The sequence below is a fragment of the Dyella sp. genome (genome assembly GCF_036384435.1).
Classification (GTDB): Bacteria; Pseudomonadota; Gammaproteobacteria; order Xanthomonadales; family Rhodanobacteraceae; genus GSA-30.
On the sequence record NZ_DASVMI010000144.1, the window covers coordinates 1 to 19,650 of the forward strand.

General features: G+C 62.6%; 14 protein-coding genes. 3 read left to right on the forward strand and 11 right to left on the reverse strand.

The genetic code is table 11. The features are described from left to right. The 8 genes from VF436_RS14030 to VF436_RS14065 form a co-directional block, all read right to left on the reverse strand. A partial coding sequence (locus tag VF436_RS14030; RefSeq protein WP_330904651.1) for a putative porin occupies positions 1-1,582 on the reverse strand: 1,582 nt, incomplete at its 3' end. Positions 1,583-1,637: 55 nt separating this feature from the next. Then, positions 1,638-2,303: a TonB family protein gene (locus VF436_RS14035; RefSeq protein WP_330904652.1), complete on the reverse strand. Its 666-nt coding sequence runs from the start codon at positions 2,301-2,303 to the stop codon at positions 1,638-1,640. A 19-nt stretch (positions 2,304-2,322) separates the two neighbouring features. After that, the gene (locus VF436_RS14040) at positions 2,323-2,730 is read right to left on the reverse strand and encodes a biopolymer transporter ExbD (RefSeq protein ID WP_330904653.1); all 408 of its coding nucleotides are present in this window, start codon (positions 2,728-2,730) and stop codon (positions 2,323-2,325) included. A 13-nt stretch (positions 2,731-2,743) separates the two neighbouring features. Then, entirely contained in the window at positions 2,744-4,576 is a 1,833-nt protein-coding gene (locus VF436_RS14045; protein WP_330904654.1) for a DUF2341 domain-containing protein, read from the reverse strand. A 53-nt stretch (positions 4,577-4,629) separates the two neighbouring features. After that, on the reverse strand, positions 4,630-6,225 hold the full coding sequence (locus VF436_RS14050) for a ShlB/FhaC/HecB family hemolysin secretion/activation protein (protein WP_330904655.1): 1,596 nt from the start codon (positions 6,223-6,225) through the stop codon (positions 4,630-4,632). Positions 6,226-6,708: 483 nt separating this feature from the next. Further along, the gene (locus VF436_RS14055; protein ID WP_330904656.1) at positions 6,709-7,713 is read right to left on the reverse strand and encodes a FecR family protein; all 1,005 of its coding nucleotides are present in this window, start codon (positions 7,711-7,713) and stop codon (positions 6,709-6,711) included. Between the two features lie 4 nt (positions 7,714-7,717). Further along, positions 7,718-8,257 carry an RNA polymerase sigma factor gene (locus tag VF436_RS14060; protein WP_330904657.1) on the reverse strand — a complete coding sequence of 180 codons (540 nt, stop codon included), beginning with the start codon at positions 8,255-8,257 and terminating at the stop codon, positions 7,718-7,720. Between the two features lie 4 nt (positions 8,258-8,261). Next, on the reverse strand, positions 8,262-9,035 hold the full coding sequence (locus VF436_RS14065; protein ID WP_330904658.1) for an STN domain-containing protein: 774 nt from the start codon (positions 9,033-9,035) through the stop codon (positions 8,262-8,264). 113 nt (positions 9,036-9,148) lie between these two features. Between VF436_RS14065 and recC the strand changes: the two genes are divergently transcribed. From recC to recD, 3 genes are read left to right on the forward strand one after another with little or no spacing between them, the layout of a single operon-like run. After that, the gene (gene recC / locus VF436_RS14070; RefSeq protein ID WP_330904659.1) at positions 9,149-12,610 is read left to right on the forward strand and encodes an exodeoxyribonuclease V subunit gamma; all 3,462 of its coding nucleotides are present in this window, start codon (positions 9,149-9,151) and stop codon (positions 12,608-12,610) included. Further along, entirely contained in the window at positions 12,607-16,278 is a 3,672-nt protein-coding gene (gene recB, locus VF436_RS14075) for an exodeoxyribonuclease V subunit beta (RefSeq protein ID WP_330904660.1), read from the forward strand. Before recC ends, recB begins: the two co-directional genes overlap by 4 nt. Next, on the forward strand, positions 16,268-18,193 hold the full coding sequence (recD, locus tag VF436_RS14080) for an exodeoxyribonuclease V subunit alpha (RefSeq protein WP_330904661.1): 1,926 nt from the start codon (positions 16,268-16,270) through the stop codon (positions 18,191-18,193). Before recB ends, recD begins: the two co-directional genes overlap by 11 nt. A gap of 11 nt (positions 18,194-18,204) precedes the next feature. Here recD and VF436_RS14085 read toward each other — a convergent pair whose 3' ends face one another. Genes VF436_RS14085 through VF436_RS14095 form a run of 3 tightly spaced genes read right to left on the reverse strand, consistent with a single transcriptional unit; the run spans position 18,205 to position 19,650 of the window. Then, complete coding sequence (locus VF436_RS14085) at positions 18,205-18,822, reverse strand: GspH/FimT family pseudopilin (RefSeq protein ID WP_330904662.1); 618 nt, start codon at positions 18,820-18,822, stop codon at positions 18,205-18,207. Continuing rightward, positions 18,812-19,234, reverse strand: coding sequence for a DUF4124 domain-containing protein (locus VF436_RS14090; RefSeq protein WP_330904663.1), 423 nt, complete (start codon positions 19,232-19,234; stop codon positions 18,812-18,814). Before VF436_RS14090 ends, VF436_RS14085 begins: the two co-directional genes overlap by 11 nt. 2 nt (positions 19,235-19,236) lie before the next feature. Continuing rightward, positions 19,237-19,650: a type IV pilin protein gene (locus VF436_RS14095; RefSeq protein WP_330904664.1), complete on the reverse strand. Its 414-nt coding sequence runs from the start codon at positions 19,648-19,650 to the stop codon at positions 19,237-19,239.

A 19,650-nucleotide genomic window follows, 5' to 3' on the forward strand; every position in this document is an offset into this window, starting at 1 on the left:
TCAGGCCATCGAGCACCGCGTCAGGTTGCAGGTATTTGTAGCCAAGCGAGACGTTCCACTCGTTGGCCGCCGAGACATTGGGAGTACCGACGATGCCGCGTAGCATCCAACCTACCGGGCCGCTCTTGTAAGGACCGGTCACGTTCGGATCGCTGCTGCTCTGGTAATTGTTGACCGGCGCGCCCAGCCCATTCGGGTAACGGAAAGCGTCTTTTTCGTGATAGGCCATGTTGCGCACGTAGTCTGCTTGCAGGCGCACCGGCGTCTGCCCCACCAGGAAGTCGAACTGGCTGGTGGCATTGAGCAGGCGATAGTTATAAGCAAGGCCAACGAACTGCGGCTGCGCATAATTGCTCGGGTTGGTCGGGTCGGGGATGATGTCGCGCAACAGGAAGACGGTATTGCCCTTCTGCATGTATTGCGGCGCAGTGTCATCCGTATCGCAGAAATTGATGCCCGTGTAGAGCGCGCATGGCGAGGAAAGCTGTCCGCGCATATGATCGAAGTAGTAATAGGCCAGCGCGACCTTCCACTTCATGTCCTGGTCGAACTGCCAGGTGGCACCGATCTGCGCTGCCGTCAGCCACTTGTCGTTGCTATGGTTTTTCTCGGTGCCCAGGCCCTGCGATGGCGTATCGTTGCCAGTGAATTCGATCGGGAAGGCACCGACCGTGGCGAACGTATCGAGCGCATCGTTGAACGGCAGCTTGAACTGGCCAGCGATACCGTCGAAATTCAGTTCGTTCGAATAGATCAGGTCCGTCGCGAAGAACGGATTGGCGAAACGACCTGCCGACACCTTGGCCCAGTCATTGGGTTTCCAGGCGATCCAGGCGCGATCGAGCCAAATATTCTTCTTGATCAGGCCACCGCCCAGGGTCTGGGTGGTCGATACCGGGTTATTGTCATTACCTGAACCGATGCGGATGCCCGCCGTGATCGTATCGCCGAGTTTCACATCCATGCCGATATGCGCCTGCAGGCGCAGCATGTTCAATCGATCCTGCTGGCTGTTGAAGATCGGCGGCGTAACACCCTGGGTTATCTTGCTCAGGTCGAATGGCCCATTGCGATTGAGCGTGCCGTAGTCAATGAAGAAAGGCGAATTGCTACGGCTGAACAGCCATGATTCGTCGCGCACATGGATATCGCCCGACCAGCTGATCCGGTCGAGCCATTCCGGCAGTGCATTGGGTTCGGCCCAGTGCTCGCTCTTGGCTTGCGCGATCACCTCGTCCTTGACCTGCTCCTTGATCTGGTTGCGAACGCTTTGTGGCACGTAGGGCACGCGAACGTCGCCCGGTTGCGCTCCATCGTTGGCGGTGGCATTGGCTTGCGCCTGCTGCCGCGAAGCTTGCGTGGCTTCAGCCTGCGCCTGCGCCAGCAGGCCATCGGCATCGGCCTGGGTGATCAGGCCTTTTTTCACCATCAGGCGAATCAGGTTGATCGTGGCGTTCGTCGATGGCGCGGCATCTTGTGCCTGCACGCCCGCGCCGGCACCGCCCAGCAGCAGGCTGACGGCCAGGCAAAGCGCACGGCGATGCAGGCGCCTGGAACCTGGTTTGACGATCGATGACTTCATGGGTTTCTCCGCTGCGGCACACTGCCGTGGCTGATGGAATGAAAAATGAAAAGGCTTACATCGGTCGCCGCCCGCGCATGGCTGCGCGTATCGGCATGGTCATTTTCGGTGGCGGTGGTGTGTCGACATGCAGCCCCTGCAATGCGTCGACAAGCGCCTGATCGGTGCTGGGCGAGCCACTCGATCCATCCAGCGTGATGCGGGTGATCGTGCCCTGGGCATCGATCCACAAGCTGGCGCGCACATCGAACACCAGGCGGCGGGTGCGATCGTCACGTTGGATCGCCTGCTGCAAGGCGTAGCCAAGAAACTGCTCGTACGAACCACCACCGCTGCCATTGCCGCCTCCCGCGCCGACCATGCCGCTGCCGTCGCCGGCGCCGATGTTGAACGAGTCGTTGCCAGCCTGTGCCGGGCCGTCGATCGTGATCTGCTTGGGCGAGTCGGGAGCTTGCTTGGGCGCTTCGACGGGCTTGACCGGTTCGTTGGGCTTGGCAATCTCCTGCTTGGTCTCCTCGACCTTCTTGGGCTCCGGCGGCTTTTCCTTGGGTGGTGGAGGCGGCGGTGGCAATGGCGTGATCGTGGCGATACGCGGCGCCGATCGACGCACGCCAACCTCATGTCCAGCGAAACGCCAGATCAGTACGCCCACCACAACCATCACCACCAGCGCGATCAATCGACCGCGCCAGCGTTGCCACCCTGTCTTTTGTTCGTCCATCGAATTCGCTCCCTCGCGATCAGGACGACTGTTGCCGGCCCGTCACTAGGCCAACCTGTGACAGATCCAGGCGACGAAGCAGATCGAGGATGTCGACCACTTTCTGGTACTGCACATTGGAATCACCCTTGACGATGACCGGAAAATCCGGGGTCACGGCTTTCTGCGTACGCAGACGTTGCTCCAGCTCTCCCAGCGTTACCGGAAAGGCATCCAGGAAGATCTGGCCACTGTCGGAAACCGTAATGGCCTTGGTCTGTGGCTTGGCCAGGCTCACCGACGCACTGGCTTTGGGCAGGTTGACCTTCACACCCTGCACCGATGCGGTCGTCATGATGATGAAGATCACCAGCAGCACGTACGCCAGATCGAGCATGGGCGTGATGTTGATGTCGTCGTAAGGCTTGTCGTCGTCCTGAACATGCATGATGTGTTCTCCCTCAGCCCACGACCGCGCGTTCGGGTTCGGGCCTCTCGACATCGCGATGCAGTTCGGCCAAGCGAGTGACGAACTCATCGACGAAGACCTGCATGTTCGCGGTAACGGCCTTGTTTCGCGTCAGCAGGTAGTTGTAGCCAAACAAGGCCGGGATCGCGACGAACAGACCCGCCACGGTCGCCAGCAATGCCGCGGCAATACCTGGAGCGATCGCTTTGACGTTGACGTCACCGGCCGCAGCAATGGCGGCAAAGGTGATCATGACGCCGACAACCGTGCCGAGCAGGCCCAGGAAAGGACCGCCGGAAATGGCGATGGTCAACAACACCATCGAACGCGACAAGCGCTGATTCTCTCGCACAAGCGTCGAATCCATCACCGCGCGGATCGCTTCGATCGATTCGGAGGCGATCACCAGTCGACCGTGACTGTCACGGCGACGCCAGACTTCCTTGGCACCGGTTTCATACAGGCGAAACAGCGAGGAATTGCCGAGTTCCCGCTGCAGCTTTGGTTGCTCCTCGTTGGCGGCCATGCCCAGCAGGTCCGTGCCCAGCGCCCGGAAGCGCTCCAGGAAACGATCGTTGGCGCGCGTGACCTCTCCCACATAGCGTCCGCGCTGCCACATCACCACCCAAGAAATCAGCGCCATCACCAGCAGGATGCCTATTACCACCCAGGCATCGGCAGTGACGGATTTGACGATGATGCCGAAGTAGCCGAAGCCGAACCCCGATTTCTTCTCGTCTTCGCCGTACTGGACCAGTTTCGACTCGGCGCCCTGCGACAGCGCATCGGCTTCGATCAATGCAGCCGGTCGCAGCGTACGCGACAAGCGCAACTCATCCATGTCGCCAATGAAACGCCCCATGGTTGGCGCACCCGCGACAGCAGGCGCATCGGCGGTATCCCCACCCACCGTGGCGGGTGTCGTCAGGGCCGGCAACGCTGCCGATACCTGCGCATACGACTTGCCATCCACGTACAAGGTGACATGGCCTGAGCCCGCGGTTACCGCGATATGCGCCCACTGCCCCGCCTTCAACGGCTCACCTGCCTGGCTGTGCTGCGGCTGATCGCCATCAACCTCCACGAACGGAGCGCCACCGGCATCAAGACCGATCAGCAACGCCTTGCCATCCTGGCGATGTGCATAGATAAGCACCGGTGTCGTGGGCAGTGCGTCGAGCTTGATCCAGCTGGAATAGCTGAAATTGCCACCTGCGGCAACGGCCAGGGATGCGCTTGCCGGCAGCGTGACCACGCCATTGCCATCGAAGTGCGCAGCTTTGCCCACCACACCGCCGTCGATCATGCGCAACGTGCCGGCCTGGGCATTGTTGTTATAAGCGGTGGCGTCATGCGGCGGCGTACCAGCAATGTCGTTGAAGTGATAGACAAGGCCATAATCCGGATCAAACGTCGCCGCGCCATTGCTTTGCGCGGGGGCCTTGCTGTTGCCGTAGTACATCCACACGGTTTGCTGGCCGCTGGCCGGCAGATCGGTCACATCCAGCCAGATCTGCGCCACACCCATGACCGGGTCGAAGCTTTCGATCTGGTAATTGAGGGGCGTCTTGCCATCGGCGGCGATGAAACGCAGGTCGTTGCCATTCTGTGCCACGCCATCGAACTGGAAGTTACCCGAATGCAGGCGAACCAGCATGGGCATGCGCCCGGGAGCTTGCGACAGGTTGCCCCCCTTGGGGCTCGTGTCGAGCGTAATGGACTTGCGGAACGACCAGTCGTCGTTCCACCAGCCCGCATCGGCCGCGAGCGTAATGCGCGGCAGCCACGCCAGGCATAGCGCAAAGACCAGGATCAGGAATCGCATGACGGTTGGACCTCTATCCGAAAGTAAGGGGGTATGTGCCATCGTCCGGAGCGTCATAGCCCGGCCTTGATGTTGAACAGCCATTGGCCATCGTGTGCCTTGGTGCGTACGCCATTCTTGAGCGGATAGGCGTATTCCACTTCGCCCTTGATCGCGCCATACAACGCAAAGCGCGTACCAATGCCGGTACTGAACAAGGTGAAACGGCTCTTCTGTTCCGCCAACGGACTGATCAGCAGCAGACGCGAGCTGTCGATAAAGACATGAAAGCGCCACTCGTCCACGGGGCCGCCGATCCACGAAGCGATCGAAGGACTGCGCAGTTCGGCCGATCCGATGGCACCGTTGTCCGCGGTGTTCTCCGCCGATAGATAGCCACGCACGCTGCCTGCGCCGCCAGCGGCAAACTGTTCGCTCGATACCAGCGGCGAATCCGAAGCCTGCGCATCGGCCCGCAATGCCAGCACGTAGTCGTCAATCAACTGTCGCGTGTAATTGAAGCTGGCACGCAAATACGCGAAGTCCGAATGCGACTTGAAGCGTTGGCTATCGAATTCGGTACGACTGCTACCCGCGGCGCGCGCGCCGAAATTGCCGGCAAGGCTGAAGCCCAGGGATGATTTATCTGTGACGCGCTGGCCGCTGTAAGTCAACGAGAACGGCCAATAGGTGACCGGCGAACGCAAGGTATCGCTGCCCAGGGTCGTGTTCTGGTCGAAATGCTTGCGACTGACACCGAACGAAACCGACTGTGTGTACTGACCCAACGTCGGCAGCTGGCGTGTCGCCGTCAGGCTGAATGCATGTCCACGACCGAGCACCGTGGTGCCGCCCACGATATTGGCATTGCTGTTGGACTTGTAACCGGACGCCAGCAAGCTCCAGTCATTGCCAAGCGGTGCCAGGTAGGACAACGCATAGACTTCGGCGGCATGGCGATCCTGCGGCGCGACGATATAGGTCAGCGACACCGCGTGCCCTGCCTGCCACAGGTTGTCGTAACCTACCGTCGCGATGGTGCGCAATTCGGGCGTGTCCTGGCTATGGTCGTTGTTGACCTCCACGCTGGCATGCAGCGGATAGGTGTCATTGACCTTGAGCGAAACGTCCATCGTCTGCGGCAACGCGCCCGGCTTGAGCTGCGGCACTACCTGCTGACCGGCTTGCCTGTTGACCTGCGCCAGTTCGGTCTGCGCCGCGCTGAAATTGGGCACCGTCCCTTCAGCCAGCGAAGGAACCGCATCGCGGATCTCCTGTGGCGAATGGTATTTCGCCCCCTCCACGTGCACGCGACCGATGCGGTTTTCCAGCACCTGCAACAGGATCACCCCGTTCTTGACCTGTTGCTGCGGAATATCGACCACCACCGACTGATAGCCCTTGTCCTGATAGGCTTTCTGCAAGGCATCCCGTGCAGAGTGCACGTCGTCCATGCTGCGATCAGGCCCAAGAAATGGCTCGACCGTCGACTCGATGGCTTCGCTGTCGAGTACGGTATTGCCACGAACGAGGTACTCGTTGACGTCGAATTTCGCAGGCGCCTGGACCTGAGGCGTACTGGTAGCCTGCTGCGCATGCAGCCATGGCGCGGCGGTCATGGCCAGGGCCAGCACAAGCGAACGGCGCAGCAGCACTGCGCCGGCGGTCATTGCTCTGCTCATCCGATCACCCGCTGTAGCGCCGGCATCCGCTGCCGGCTGGCACACCACGCTAGCGCCGCACCGATAACCAAATGGCGACAACCAGATGTCGTGCCGCCCATGCTTTGGGGACGCGCGCTATTGAAGCCCGCGCATCCGACAGGGGCGCTGTGCGAAGCCGCCTGATAAACCATCTGCTCTTCCCCCAGCCGGCCGCCAAGGCAACCGGCACTCGATGAACGGACGTCCTTGTCGCTTGTCCATTCCATTGTTTGGGAAGACGGCCCGTCACGAACGCGACTGAACCGATGTCATGAAAAATTCACCGAAAGACCACAAGCTTTCAGGCGTGACATCAAAGCGTCATTGGAAAAAGACAGAGTGCGCGCGCGCCACGGCTGCATCGGCAACACCCGCAAAGGAACCTCCCCAGGGCTAGGCGGGACGTTGCAGTCGTGGCGTTGACTGGAGAGCGAGCGAGCCTTGAATGCCTCAGCTCAGCAACACGATACCGCCGGGCAAGGCCGTCACGCGTGCGCCATAGGCGTCATGGATCAAGGTAGCTACATCAGCGAGCTGGTTGAGCATGAAGCGCGCATGCACCTTGCGAGCAGCCAATTGCTTGTCCATCAGCACGATACGGCCGGGTCGATAGCGATTGATCTCATCGACCACCTCGGCCAGTGGCTGGTTGTCGAAAATCAGCACCCGCTGGCGCCAGGCCAGGGCGACCTGGGGATCGACAGCAACTGGCGCGCCCACACCCTGGCCGTCGTACTGCACCTCGTGGGAGGCCTGCACGGCGACTTGATCGTCACCGCATTCGGCAGCCGTCTGCCCGCCCAGGCAGATCACCTGGACAGCCGGCCCCGTACAACGCACGTTGCACTGGCTTGAGACCGAAACGCGTACCTTGCCGGCCCCGGAGTAGATCGTAAACGGACGCAACAACGTGGCATCGGTGACGACCTGGGCTTCGCCCGACAGCAATTCCATCGCGGCATGGCCGTTCTCGGTCTTGCGCAGATTGATGGTGGTCTGGGTGTTCATCTGTACGGTCACGCCCGGTGCAATATCCACCTGACGCTGTTCGCCGGTACCGGTGCGGTAGTCGGCCGCGAATTCACCCACGCCCGGCCACAGGCGCGCGGGAGGGCGTATGGCCAGCAGGCAGACGGCCGCCGCCGAAGCGGCCAGCGCGCCGCCGAGGAAAGCACGACGACTCATGCGAGGCTCGCCTGAGTGTCGCCGCGGCTGCCAGCGCACGCCGTGCCCCTGGCGCTGAGGTTGCGACGCCACGGCGGCGCCGAGGCCGTCCCACAACAGGCGTGCCTCGACAAAGGCTCGCTCATGCGAGGCGTCTTGCGCCAGCCACTGACGAAACGCTTCCGCATCCGCAGGTGTGGCCTGCCCGGATGTCAGATGCACCAGCCACGCTTGTGCCTGCGCCTGGATGCGCGGATCGGGTCCGGTACGGGAGGAAAGTTCGACTGCCATGACCTTAAGACTCGTTTCCTGCCCCTGGACCGAACCGCTGAATGACCTTGCGATCGAGACGCTCGCCACAAAATTCCAGTGCCTTGCGCAGCTCCTTGCCCACCATGCGCACGGATATGCCAAAACGCGCGGCGATTTCCTGGTGTGGCGCCTCCTCTACGCGCGCGGCGATCAGGATCGCCCGCTGCCTCGATGTCAGCTCGGCCAAGGCCTGCTCCAGTACCTGCATTTCCAACTGCGCATGGACCACGCGGGCCGGGTCCAGGGCATCATCCGCCAAGTGCAGCAGCTCCTCCACTTCGGTGCCGGTGAGGAAGCGGCCATCGCTCTGGCGTTGGTCGGCGGCGACGTTCAATGCCATGCGAAACAGGTAGCTGTCGGGATTGCGCGCCTGACCGCCCGCTTCGTCCATGCGTTCGACGCGCAGATAGGTTTCCTGCAATACATCGTCGACCAGGTCATCTGAACCGAGTCGGCGCTTGAGGCGACGGCGCAGATCCTGCTGCCGCTGCATGAACAGGCCGAGCATGGTCATGGTATTCATCGCGTCAGCCCGCCCGATGGCGACTGCAATCGAACGGATGCGATGCCGGGCGCGGCAACAACAGGATCGTCACCGGCTGCGGTACGCTGGATGGCACGTCCCCCAGGTGCATCGCGGAAGCCAATTGTCCGATCTGTGCGTCGCGCGCCGACTCACCGGTGCTGCCAAGCAGGTTCGTGCGCGTAACCGCACCGGAGGCGTCCAGCCACAGTTGCAAGGCCAGACGATAACGCCCAGGCTGGGTCGATGGACTGCTGCACAGGGCGCTCACCAGGCTCGCTTGCAGCTGCGCGGTAAAACGCTCGGGCATCGCCGTATCGCTGGCATCGTCGACGGGCGGCGATGCGGTTTCCGGCGACTCGGCCGCCATCAAGGTGAAGGCCATGGGCGAGGCGTAGTGTGCGACCAAGCCGGTATCGGCCAGGAGCTGGTCGAGCGCTTCGGGTGGCAAATACCGCCCGCTCGCCCCGTGTGTGTCGTGACCACGGACGAGCTTGTCATCGAACAGTACTGACACGCCAGTCTGCTCGCTGTACTGGCGCAGCGCGGTCATGAGCGCCTGTGCAGGGATGTCGAATCCCTGGCGCCCGTCCGATTGTTCGCTGGCCACTGCCGCATGGGGTGCGTCCTGAAAGATTTCCGCAACACAAGAAGCGCTGGCCAGGGCAGTGCAGCCGATCAGCACAAGCACGCCGCGTGGCAACACCATCCCCTGCCCGCCTGTATGGTGAAAAAGAGCCATGCCGAACCAGGCGACTACCCCAAAGGTGAAAGTCACGGTTCATGGAGCCTACTAGCCTATGCAGCCTGTGTGACAGCCAGATAACCGGATGACCGCGACAGGCCACGCCCGAACCGCCACAATGCGGGTCTTGAATCCGGCGAGACTGCATGAGTACCACCCTCGAGCTGCCCCTGGGCACCCCGATCGAACCAGGCCTGATGGTCATCCACGGCAATCGCCTGGAAGACCTGCGTGATCTGCTGGCGGCGTGGCTGGCCAGGGCGCCACTGCGCCCGCTCGAAGACGAGGTCATGCTGGTACAGAGCAATGGCATTGCCCAATGGCTGAAACTTGCCCTTGCCCGCGCGCCGGACCAGGGTGGCCTGGGTATCAGCGCCGCCGTGAACATGCAATTGCCCGGCCGCTTCCTATGGACGGCCTACCGGGCAACATTAGGCGAGGCGGGCGTGCCGGCCACCTCGCCCTTCGACAAGTCACGCCTCACCTGGCGGCTGCTACGCCTGCTGCCCGACCTGCTTCATGACGAGGATTTTCGCCCCCTGGCCGATTTCCTCGGCCAGGGGGACTGGGATCGCCGTTTCCAGTTGGCCGAGCGAATCGCCGACCTGTTCGATCAGTACCAGGTCTACCGGGCAGACTGGCTAGCCGACTGGGAGGCCGGTATCGGGCAGTTGCGCGACGAATGGCGCGGACGCAGCACTGCGCTGCCGCCGGACCAGCACTGGCAAGCCCGGCTCTGGCAACGGCTGGTCGACGACGTGCCAGCGGCATTGCGCCACAGCCATCGCGCCGCCGTCCATCGCGCCTTCGTCGATCAGATGGCGAACCTGCCTGAACGCCCTGCTGGTCTACCACGCCGCGTGGTGGTCTTCGGCATGTCATCACTCCCCCAGCAGACGCTCGAAGCACTGACTGCGCTGGCACGTTTTACCCAGGTATTCCTGGTAGTCGCCAATCCATGCCGGCACTACTGGGCCGACATCATCGAAGAGCGCGAATTGTTTCGCAGCACGCAGCGACGCCACCTTGGCAAGCCCGGCCTCCCGGATGAGCCACGCTTCGAAGATCTGCACCTGCACGCCAATCCCCTGCTGGCGGCCTGGGGCAAGCAGGGGCGTGACTTTATCCGGCTGCTGGATGCCTTCGACCAACCCGAGCGTTACCGACGGCAGCTTGCGTCATGGAATCGTGGCATCGATCTGTTCACCGATGTCGGGGCCACACGCGATGCCCCACTGCTGGCCCAGATACAGCAAGCCATCCTCGACCTGGAGCCGTTACCGGCGACACCGGAGCGTCGCAAGCCATGGCACCGCGACGATACGTCGCTGAGCTTCCATGTGGCACACAATCGCCAGCGCGAAGTCGAGGTATTGCACGACCGCCTGCTGGCATTGTTCGAGCAGGCCAGCCAGGCCGGCACGCCCCTGGCACCGCGTGACGTGATGGTGATGGTGCCCGATATCCAGGCCTACGCGCCGCACGTGCAGGCTGTCTTCGGACGCATAGGCCGCGACGATCCACGTTATTTGCCTTACGCGGTCGCAGACCAGCGCCACCGCGGCGGCGTGCCATTGCTGGTTGCACTGGAGCGCCTGCTGACGTTGCCCGATTCGCGATTCGCGGTAAGCGAGATCCTTGACCTGCTCGACGTGCCTGCGCTGCGGCAGCGTTTTGGCATCGAGGAAACCTCACTGCCGCAACTGCGCCGCTGGATCGAAGGCGCGGGCGTACGCTGGGGGCTTGATGCCGAACAGGTAGGCAGTCTCGATCTGCCCCCGATCGAACAGAACAGTTGGCAGGCTGGCCTGCGTCGCATGCTGCTGGGTTATGCCACTGGCGACGGCGTAGTCTGGCGCGACATCGCAGCCTTCGGGGACGTAGGCGGCCTGGATGCCGCGATCGTTGGGCCGCTGCGCCAGTTGCTCGATCAATTGGCACGGCACTGGCACATCATGCGCGAACCCGCTCCGCCGCACGTGTGGATGCAGCGACTGCGCCAACTGCTCGCCGATTGCTTCGACCCTGGACAAGACAGCGGTGACAGCGACCTGCTGGCGAGGCTCGACGATGCCTTGCAGGCCTTCGGCGATGCCTGCGCGCAAGCGCAACTGGATGAAGCCATACCGCTACCCATCGTGCGCGAACACTGGCTCTCGGCGATCGATGAAAATCGCCTCTCCCAACGATTCGTCAGTGGCGCGATCGGTTTCGGCACGCTCATGCCCATGCGTGCCATTCCCTTCCGGGTGATCTGCCTGCTCGGCATGAACGATGGCGACTACCCGCGTCGCCCCGCACCAGTGGATTTCGACCTCATGACGCTGCCGGGGCTGGCGCGCCCGGGTGATCGCTCGCGGCGCGAAGACGATCGTTATCTGTTCCTGGAGGCGTTGCTGTCCGCACGCGAAACGCTGCACATCAGCTGGATGGGATTGAACGAGCGCGACAACAGTTCGATGCCGCCTTCGGTGCTGGTCGGCCAGCTTCGCGACTATATCGCCGCAGGCTGGCACGACCAGTCGTTATCGGTATTACCTGCACTCACCACGATGCATCCGTTGCAGGCATTCAGCCGGCGCTATTTCGATGCGCAGTCACCAGCGCCTCTCGGCACCTATGCACGCGAATGGGAAAGCGCGCGGCAGGCGCTGCCCGCCGGGACAACCTCCCCGTTGCCCGAGGTGACTCCCGAATCTGCCGTTGGACTGACACCGCTGTACGACTTCCTTGCCAAGCCCGTGCGTTATTTCTTCCAGCAGCGGCTGAAGGTGTATTTCGATCAGGCCGACCCTGATGTCGCCGACGAAGAGCCTTTCGTGCTGACTGGCCTGGAACGTTACGAGGCCGAACGACAATTGCTCGACGTGGCCATGCAATCGCCATCTCCAGGCGAGGCGATTGCCGCCGCGGCCTATCGCTTGCGCGCACAAGGCGCGCTGCCTCCGGGAGGCTTCGGCAGCCTGGCACAGGCTGAACTCGACGAGCAGGCCAGCGCATTGTCGATCCGCTGGCACGAAGCCCTGGCGCGCTATCCCCTCCTCGATGAGCCACGTGAAATACGGCTGCTAGTGGATGGATGGCGCATCGAAGACTGGCTCGACGGACTGCGCATCCAGGATCGCGGATACCGACGGCTGACCTGGGTACAAGGCAGCCTGCGTGAAGGCAAGTCGTTGCGTCATGAAAAACTGATCCCCGCCTGGGTGGTGCACCTGGCGGCCAATGCGCAAGGCATTGCACTGACGACACAGGTCATCGGCATCGACGCGCAACCAGTCATGGCCGCATGTGATCCAATCGCGGCCGAACGACAATTGCAGCACCTCGTCGCCGCCATGCAGCAAGGATTGACCCAGCCGCTCCCGGTTTCGGCACGCGCCGCGTTCGCCTGGCTCGCAGCCGAACATAACGGCAAATCGCCGATGGAAGCCGCTCGCCTGGCCTACGAGGGCAGCGAGTTCGGCGGCATGGGCGATCTGCAGCGCGACGCCTATCTGGCGCGCGCCTGGCCGGGATTCGACGCCATGCATCGGGCCGGATTCGAGGCCTGCCTACCGCTCTATCGCGCGCTGGTCGATGGCGTGATCGAAGAGATCACATCGTGACGAGCGCGCCGCTTCACCCGCTATCGCTGCCCTTGAAGGGCGTTCGCCTGATCGAGGCAAGCGCAGGTACCGGCAAGACCTGGACCATTGCCGCGCTTTACCTGCGCCTTGTGCTCGGCCACGGTGACGGCGCGGCCGAGCCATTGCTGCCCAATCAGATCCTGGTGCTGACCTTCACCAAGGCTGCCACGGCAGAACTGCGCGAGCGCATCCGCGCGCGACTGGCCGAGGCCGCAGCCGCCTTTCGCGCGACGACACCACCGCAAGACGCGTTGCTGGCATCGCTACTCGATGGCTACGCCGATCCTCAGGCGCGCGCCATCGCCGCGCGTCGCCTCGACCATGCCGGACAATGGATGGACGAAGCATCCATCCACACCATCCATGGCTGGTGCCAGCGCATGTTGCAGCAACATGCCTTCGACAGCGGATACGCCTTCGCGCAGGATGCGCAAGCCGATGAAACCCAGTTGCAGGCCGAGGTCATCCGCGACTACTGGCGTCGACAGTTCTTCCCACTGGACAGCCACGGTGCCGCACGCATCCGCGGCTTCTGGAGATCACCGCGTGAACTGCAACGCGCGCTTCGTCCCCTGCTGGCGCAACCGGATGAAAGCCTGCGCTTGGAAGGCAAGCCCTTGCCGCCCGTCGACGACATTGGTGAGTACATCGAAAACATCGTTGCACCCGAGCGCGATGCACTTCGCCGTGCCCAAGCGCTATGGCGCGACCACATCGAGAGCATCGAATCGACCGTGCTTCAAGCGCTACGCGCAGGGAGCCTCAACGCCAATATGATGAAGCCTGCTGCCGTCGAGCAGGAGCTGCAAACCCTTCGCGCCTGGACAACCGGCGGTCCGATCGACGAGACGACACTGCAACGCTACACGCAGGGCCGGCTTGCCAAGGCGACCAAGAAAGGCCATGCGCCGCCGATGAGTGAAGCCTTCGAAGCGATCGAAACCTGGGCTCTCCTGCGCGAACAGGCCGTTCCCTTGGAACCGATGATCCTCGCGCATGCCGCACCGTGGGTACGCGCACGCCTGGAAGCACTCAAACAACAACGTTCGCAGATCGGTTTCGACGACATGTTGCAGCGCCTGGATCGTGCGCTGCGCGGCCACAGCGGACATCGGCTGGCCCAGACACTGGCCGGGCACTACCCTGTTGCCCTGATCGACGAATTCCAGGATACCGATCCGCTGCAATGGCGTATTTTCGAGCGCATCTACGGTGAGCGACGCGACTGCGGCCTATTGCTGATCGGCGATCCCAAGCAAGCCATCTACAGCTTTCGTGGCGCGGACATCCACACGTACCTGCGTGCCCGCGATGCGGCGATACCCCCGATATGGACGCTCGACACCAATCACCGCTCGACCGATGCCATGGTCGATGCGGTCAATCGACTTTTCGTGCATGGCGACACCCATGCCGACGGTGCATTCGGTTTCGGCGCGACCCTGCCGTTTCAGCCCGTGGCGGCCAAGGGACGTGGCGAACGTTTTATCCACCAAGACCGCAAGGTACCCGCGCTGACCTTTGCACTGCTGGATACCGACGAGCCAATGAGCGTGGGGGTATTCCGTCATGCGATGGCTGAACATGCGGCGGCACAACTGATTGCCTGGCTTGATGCGGCGACGCAAGGCCACTGTGGATTCAAATCCACCGATGGTTCGCTCGTCCCGCTGCAACAAGGCGATATCGCCATTCTCGTGCGCAGCCGCGGCGAGGCCGCGCTGATGCGCGACGCCCTGCGGCGGCGTGGACTGAAAAGCGTATTCCTTTCCGATCGCGATTCGGTCTACGCCTCTGCACAGGCCGACGATCTATTGCGCTGGTTGCAGGCATGCGCGGAGCCGGGTTCCGATCGCGGCATGCGTGCGGCACTGGCGACACCGTCCATGTGTCGAAGCTATGCGGAGCTGGACAGGCTCAATGCCGACGAGTTGGCATGGGAAGCCTGCGGAGAGATTTTTCGTCGCCTGCACCAGCACTGGGTACGCCATGGCGTGCTGGCCATGACCCATGAGCTGTTGCACGCATTCGACCTGCCTGCACGTTTACTGGCAGGCCCCGATGGCGAACGCCAGCTGACCAATCTGCTGCAGTTGGCCGAACTGTTGCAGCACGCCGCCATGAGCCTGGATGGCGAACGCGCGCTGATCCGTTACCTGGGGACGCGGATGGCCGAATCGCGCGACATGCTTGCCGATACCAGCGAAGAGCAGATCGTGCGGCTGGAAAGCGAAGATGCGCTGATCAAGATCATTACGATCCATAAATCCAAAGGCCTGGAATATCCCCTGGTCATGCTGCCATTCATCGCCACGGCACGCCAGGCAAGCAACAGCCAGATGGTGGTCTGGCACGATGCCGAGGGCCGCAGCATCGCCGATCTCGATGCCGACGACGCAGCACGCCAGGCCAGCGCGCGCGAACAGGCGCAGGAAGACCTGCGCTTGCTGTACGTCGCCCTGACGCGCGCACGCCATGCCTGCTGGCTGGGCATAGGCGTCCATCGCGTCGGCCATGCCAAGGCACCGGCCTTGCAGCGCTCGGCGCTGGGCTATCTGCTGTCAGGGGGCGCAATCATCGAACCGCGCGACTTGCCGCGCCTGCTTGGCACCTGGCACGACCATCCGGACTCGATCGCCGTGGAGACCTTGCCGGAGATCGCCGATACCTCCGTTTATCGGCCACGCGAGCCCGATCAAAAGATCATGCGGCACGCCACGCCCTACGAAGGTGTACGCATCCCGGAGTGGCGCATCGCAAGCTATAGCGGCTTGAAATATGTGGAATCGGAAGGCCATGACACCTTACCGGCACCGGAAACGCCCGCCCAAGACAACCTCAACGAAGTCCATGCGGATGCGACGTTGGCCGCCGTGGCAGGAGAGCGATCAGCACCGGCAGGCATCCACGCATTCGAACGAGGTGCCATCGCAGGCACTTTCCTGCACGATATGTTCGAGTGGGTAGCCGAGCGTGGTTTTGACGCCGCCCTTCTGCAACAGGACGTTCTCGAACAGTGGATAGCTCAGCGAGCACAACGACTGGGCTGGACGCACCACGCTCCCATGCTGGCCACCTGGCTGATCGACCTCCTGAAAATCAGCCTGCCCTTGCCAGACGGCGGGCACATGGCCCTGGCCGGGTTGAGCAAGCATCAATACTACGCCGAGCTGGAATTCTGGATCGAGGCGCACCGGGTCGATACCCTCGCACTGGATCAGCTGGTCAAGTCGCACACGCTCGACCAACGCGCGCGGCAACGCCTGGATGCCGAACGTATCCACGGCATGTTCAAGGGATTCATCGACCTGATCGTCGAACACAAGGGACGGTACTACGTCATCGACTACAAATCGAACGTGCTCGGACCTGACGCCCAAGCCTATACGCACGATGCCATGCGCAACTCCGTGCTGGGCGAGCGCTACGACCTGCAATACGCGCTCTACACCCTGGCGTTGCATCGCCAACTACGCGCGCGCCTGCCAGGCTACGATTACGATCGGCATATCGGTGGCGTGATGTACCTGTATCTGCGCGGCGTGGATGGCACCGATCATGGCGTGCACAACGAACGACTGCCGCGTGCATTGATTGAAGCGATGGATGCGTTGTTTGCCGGAGGAGCATCCAGCCATGCCGCTTGAAATCTCACTCGATGCCCTGCTCGAACAAGCACTGGCCAGCCAAAGCCTACGTCCGCTGGATGCCGCGTTTGCACAGTTTCTTGCTACGCACGAACCACCCGGCGACATCATCGCACCGCTGATCGGCGCACTGGTAAGCCAACAGGTGGCCGATGGCCATCTGTATCTCGATCTGCGTGCACTCGCCGCAATGTGCGAATCCTTGCCCGCCGCCTGGCGAGCAGCACTGCACCACCTGGATCTGGCCCTCATCGCCGCTGATCTGCAACGATCGTCCGTGGTGTCCGACCGCGACAACGATGGCACGCCCCTTGTGCTGGATGGCTCACGTGCCTACCTGCGCCGCTACTGGGATCACGAGCGCTTTGTGGCCGCCGCGCTGGAAACACGCATGCATGGCCCGGATGACCCACCGGCCAATCTGGGCGCCCAACTCTTGCAACTGTTTCCTGGCGACCACGGACCGCAATGGCAGCGTATCGCCTGCGCGCTGGCTGCCAGGCAGCGATTCACCGTAATCACCGGTGGACCGGGCACCGGCAAGACCACCACCGTCGTGCGCCTGCTAGGCTTGTTGCAGACGTTGCGCCTTGAGCAGCATCCGCAGCCACTCCGCATCCGGCTCGCGGCACCTACCGGCAAGGCGGCCGCACGCCTGAATGCATCGATCGCCTCGCAGGTGAACGCCCTACCCGTTGAAGAAAACGTTCGCGCCGCCATTCCCACCCGAGTCACGACCTTGCATCGTTTGCTGGGCTCGCGCTCGGATACACGCCGGTTCATCCATCATGCGGGCCATCGGCTACATCTGGATATCCTGGTGATCGACGAAGCGTCGATGATCGACATCGAACTGATGTCCGCGGTACTCGCTGCGCTTCCGACCTCGGCACGACTGATCTTGCTGGGCGACAAGGACCAGCTCGCCTCGGTGGAGGCTGGCGCATTACTGGGCGACTTGTGCGCACGCGCCGATGAGGGTCACTACGCACCCGCCACGATCGACTGGTTGCGTCACACAACGGGTGATGACATCGCAACGTGGCAGCGCGACGATGCGCGTGCGCTGGATCAGCACATCGTGATGCTGCGCGAGAGTCATCGTTTTGGTGCCGATAGCGGTATCGGCCAACTGGCCCGGCATATCCATCGCGATCAGCCGGATGCAGCGATGGCCACGCTGAATGCCCCGCTTCCGGATCTGCACTGGCTGTCTTCCGCGCAATGGGATCGCCTTTCGCTCACCGACCTTGTGCTCGATGGCAACCGCGGCTATGGCCACTACCTGGGCGTGCTGGCGCAAGGACGTCCGTCAAGCGATGCCCCCCTGGAAACGTACACCGCCTGGGCGGAACAGGTACTTGGGAGCTTCGAGGCCTTTCAGTTGCTTTGCGCGGTGCGCCATGGCGAGCAAGGCACGATTGCGCTGAACCAGCGCATCGCCGAAGTGCTGCATACCGCACGATTGATCGATCGGGAACATGACTGGTACGAAGGACGCCCGGTGATGATCAATCGCAACGACTACAGCCTGGGGCTGATGAATGGCGACGTAGGCATCGCGCTGAGGGTAGCGCGTGCCGATGGCAGCATGGCGCTACGCGTGGCATTCCGGGTCGCCGGCAACGATGACCGCCACAGCGCGATCCGCCTGTTGCCTGCGGCACGCCTGGGCGGCTACGACACGGCATTCGCCATTACCGTGCACAAGTCGCAAGGCTCGGAATTCGATCACGCCGCCCTGGTTTTGCCCGACGAGCAAAGCCCGGTGCTTTCGCGCGAACTGCTCTACACGGCGGTCACCCGTGCTCGCAGGCGCTTTACGCTATGTGGGCCGGAAAGCGCCATCCGGCGAGCCATCGCGCAACCGACGCGGCGTGATTCCGCTCTCAGCCAACGCATCGGCCAATACTGAGCGACACGCGCTCAGGTTGTGCCCGGTGCGCAGGCGCCGCCCACGGCCAGGTCCTGCACGATCGCGCGCCCCGTGGGGGAAATGATGATGGTCTTGCCCTGCACCGTGGCGGTGCTGCTACCCGCGCCCGCCTGCCCCGAGGTCGATTTGAAACACACGTTGATGACATGCTGGAGCTGGTCCGACAGCTCGCCACGCGAGTTGAAGGTAAACACCCCCTGATCGGAGCGGATCGATACCGACGGCGACCCGGCACCAGCATGCAGCAGATCGTAGCCACTCGTGCCTGCCGCATAGGCCGTGCCTGCACCGATCGTCGTATAAGCCAGCCAGCCACCGTCGTAATTGGTGCTGCCAACCACACACGTCGTGTCCGCGTCAGTGGACGTCGAGGATTTCGGGCAGATCGACACCAGCTTGCGCTGGTTGATGGCCTCGGTACGTGCGTTCTGGAGGTCGGCCAGCACATTGTTGGCCTGCGACGTCACGTTGTTACGACGCATGAAGTCGCGGAAGTTCGGCATCGCCCAGGCCGTGAGGATGGCCAGGATCACCGTGGTGATGACCAATTCCATCAGCGTGAAGCCAGCCTGTGAGGTGCTGGGAAAACGGCGGGGTTTACTTGGCATCGCAATAGCTCCCGATCTGCGCCTGGGCATCGCCCCGCGCCTTGAGGCGGTCGTCGTCGCTCATGTAGCGCGCCGATTGCACATCCGATCCATCCACGATCGGCGCCTGCCCATCGATACGACGCAGGTTGTCCCTGGCGACCATGCACAGACGCTGGCGCTGTGCCTGGTCGAGCCGGTCCAGTGCGCCGCTGGAACTGGCCGGTGCCGGCACGCTGGCGGCGCTGGCGGTCGCGGCGGTATCCACGCCCCCTTGCAACTGGATCCGCTGCGCATGCTTGCCGCCCGGATGCTCTTCGTAATGCACCGTGCCCGAGGCATCGGTCCATTTGTAGACCTGCTGGGCCGATGCGATGGCCGGCAGCAACCAGAGCATGGTGACCAGCCGCCAGGGAGCGCGTGCGGCTTGCATCGTCAGTTACCCCAGCAACCGGCCTTGGTGCCGGTACCGGTGAAGGTCTGCTGGCCCTGGCGATTGATGGCCATGGACGTGCATTCCTTATCCTCCGTTGCCTGCGTTCCTGCCGGCGTTGCCGTGATGGTGAAGTTCTTTGCGTCGACGTTGCTGATCGCCAGCGTGTAGTACTGCCCTGCCAGGCCCGTGGCATCCGTGCCCAGATCGGTCAAGGTTCCTGTATAGGTGTTCTTCGAATAGAAGTAGTGCTCTTCACGCCCGGCCAAGTCCAGCAAGGCACGCGTGGCATCGGTACGCCGCGCGCGTATCACGTACTTGTGGTACTGCGGGATCGCAATGGCCGCGAGCACGGCCACGATGATCACCACGATCATGATCTCGATCAGCGTAAAACCCGTTTGACGACGATGCAT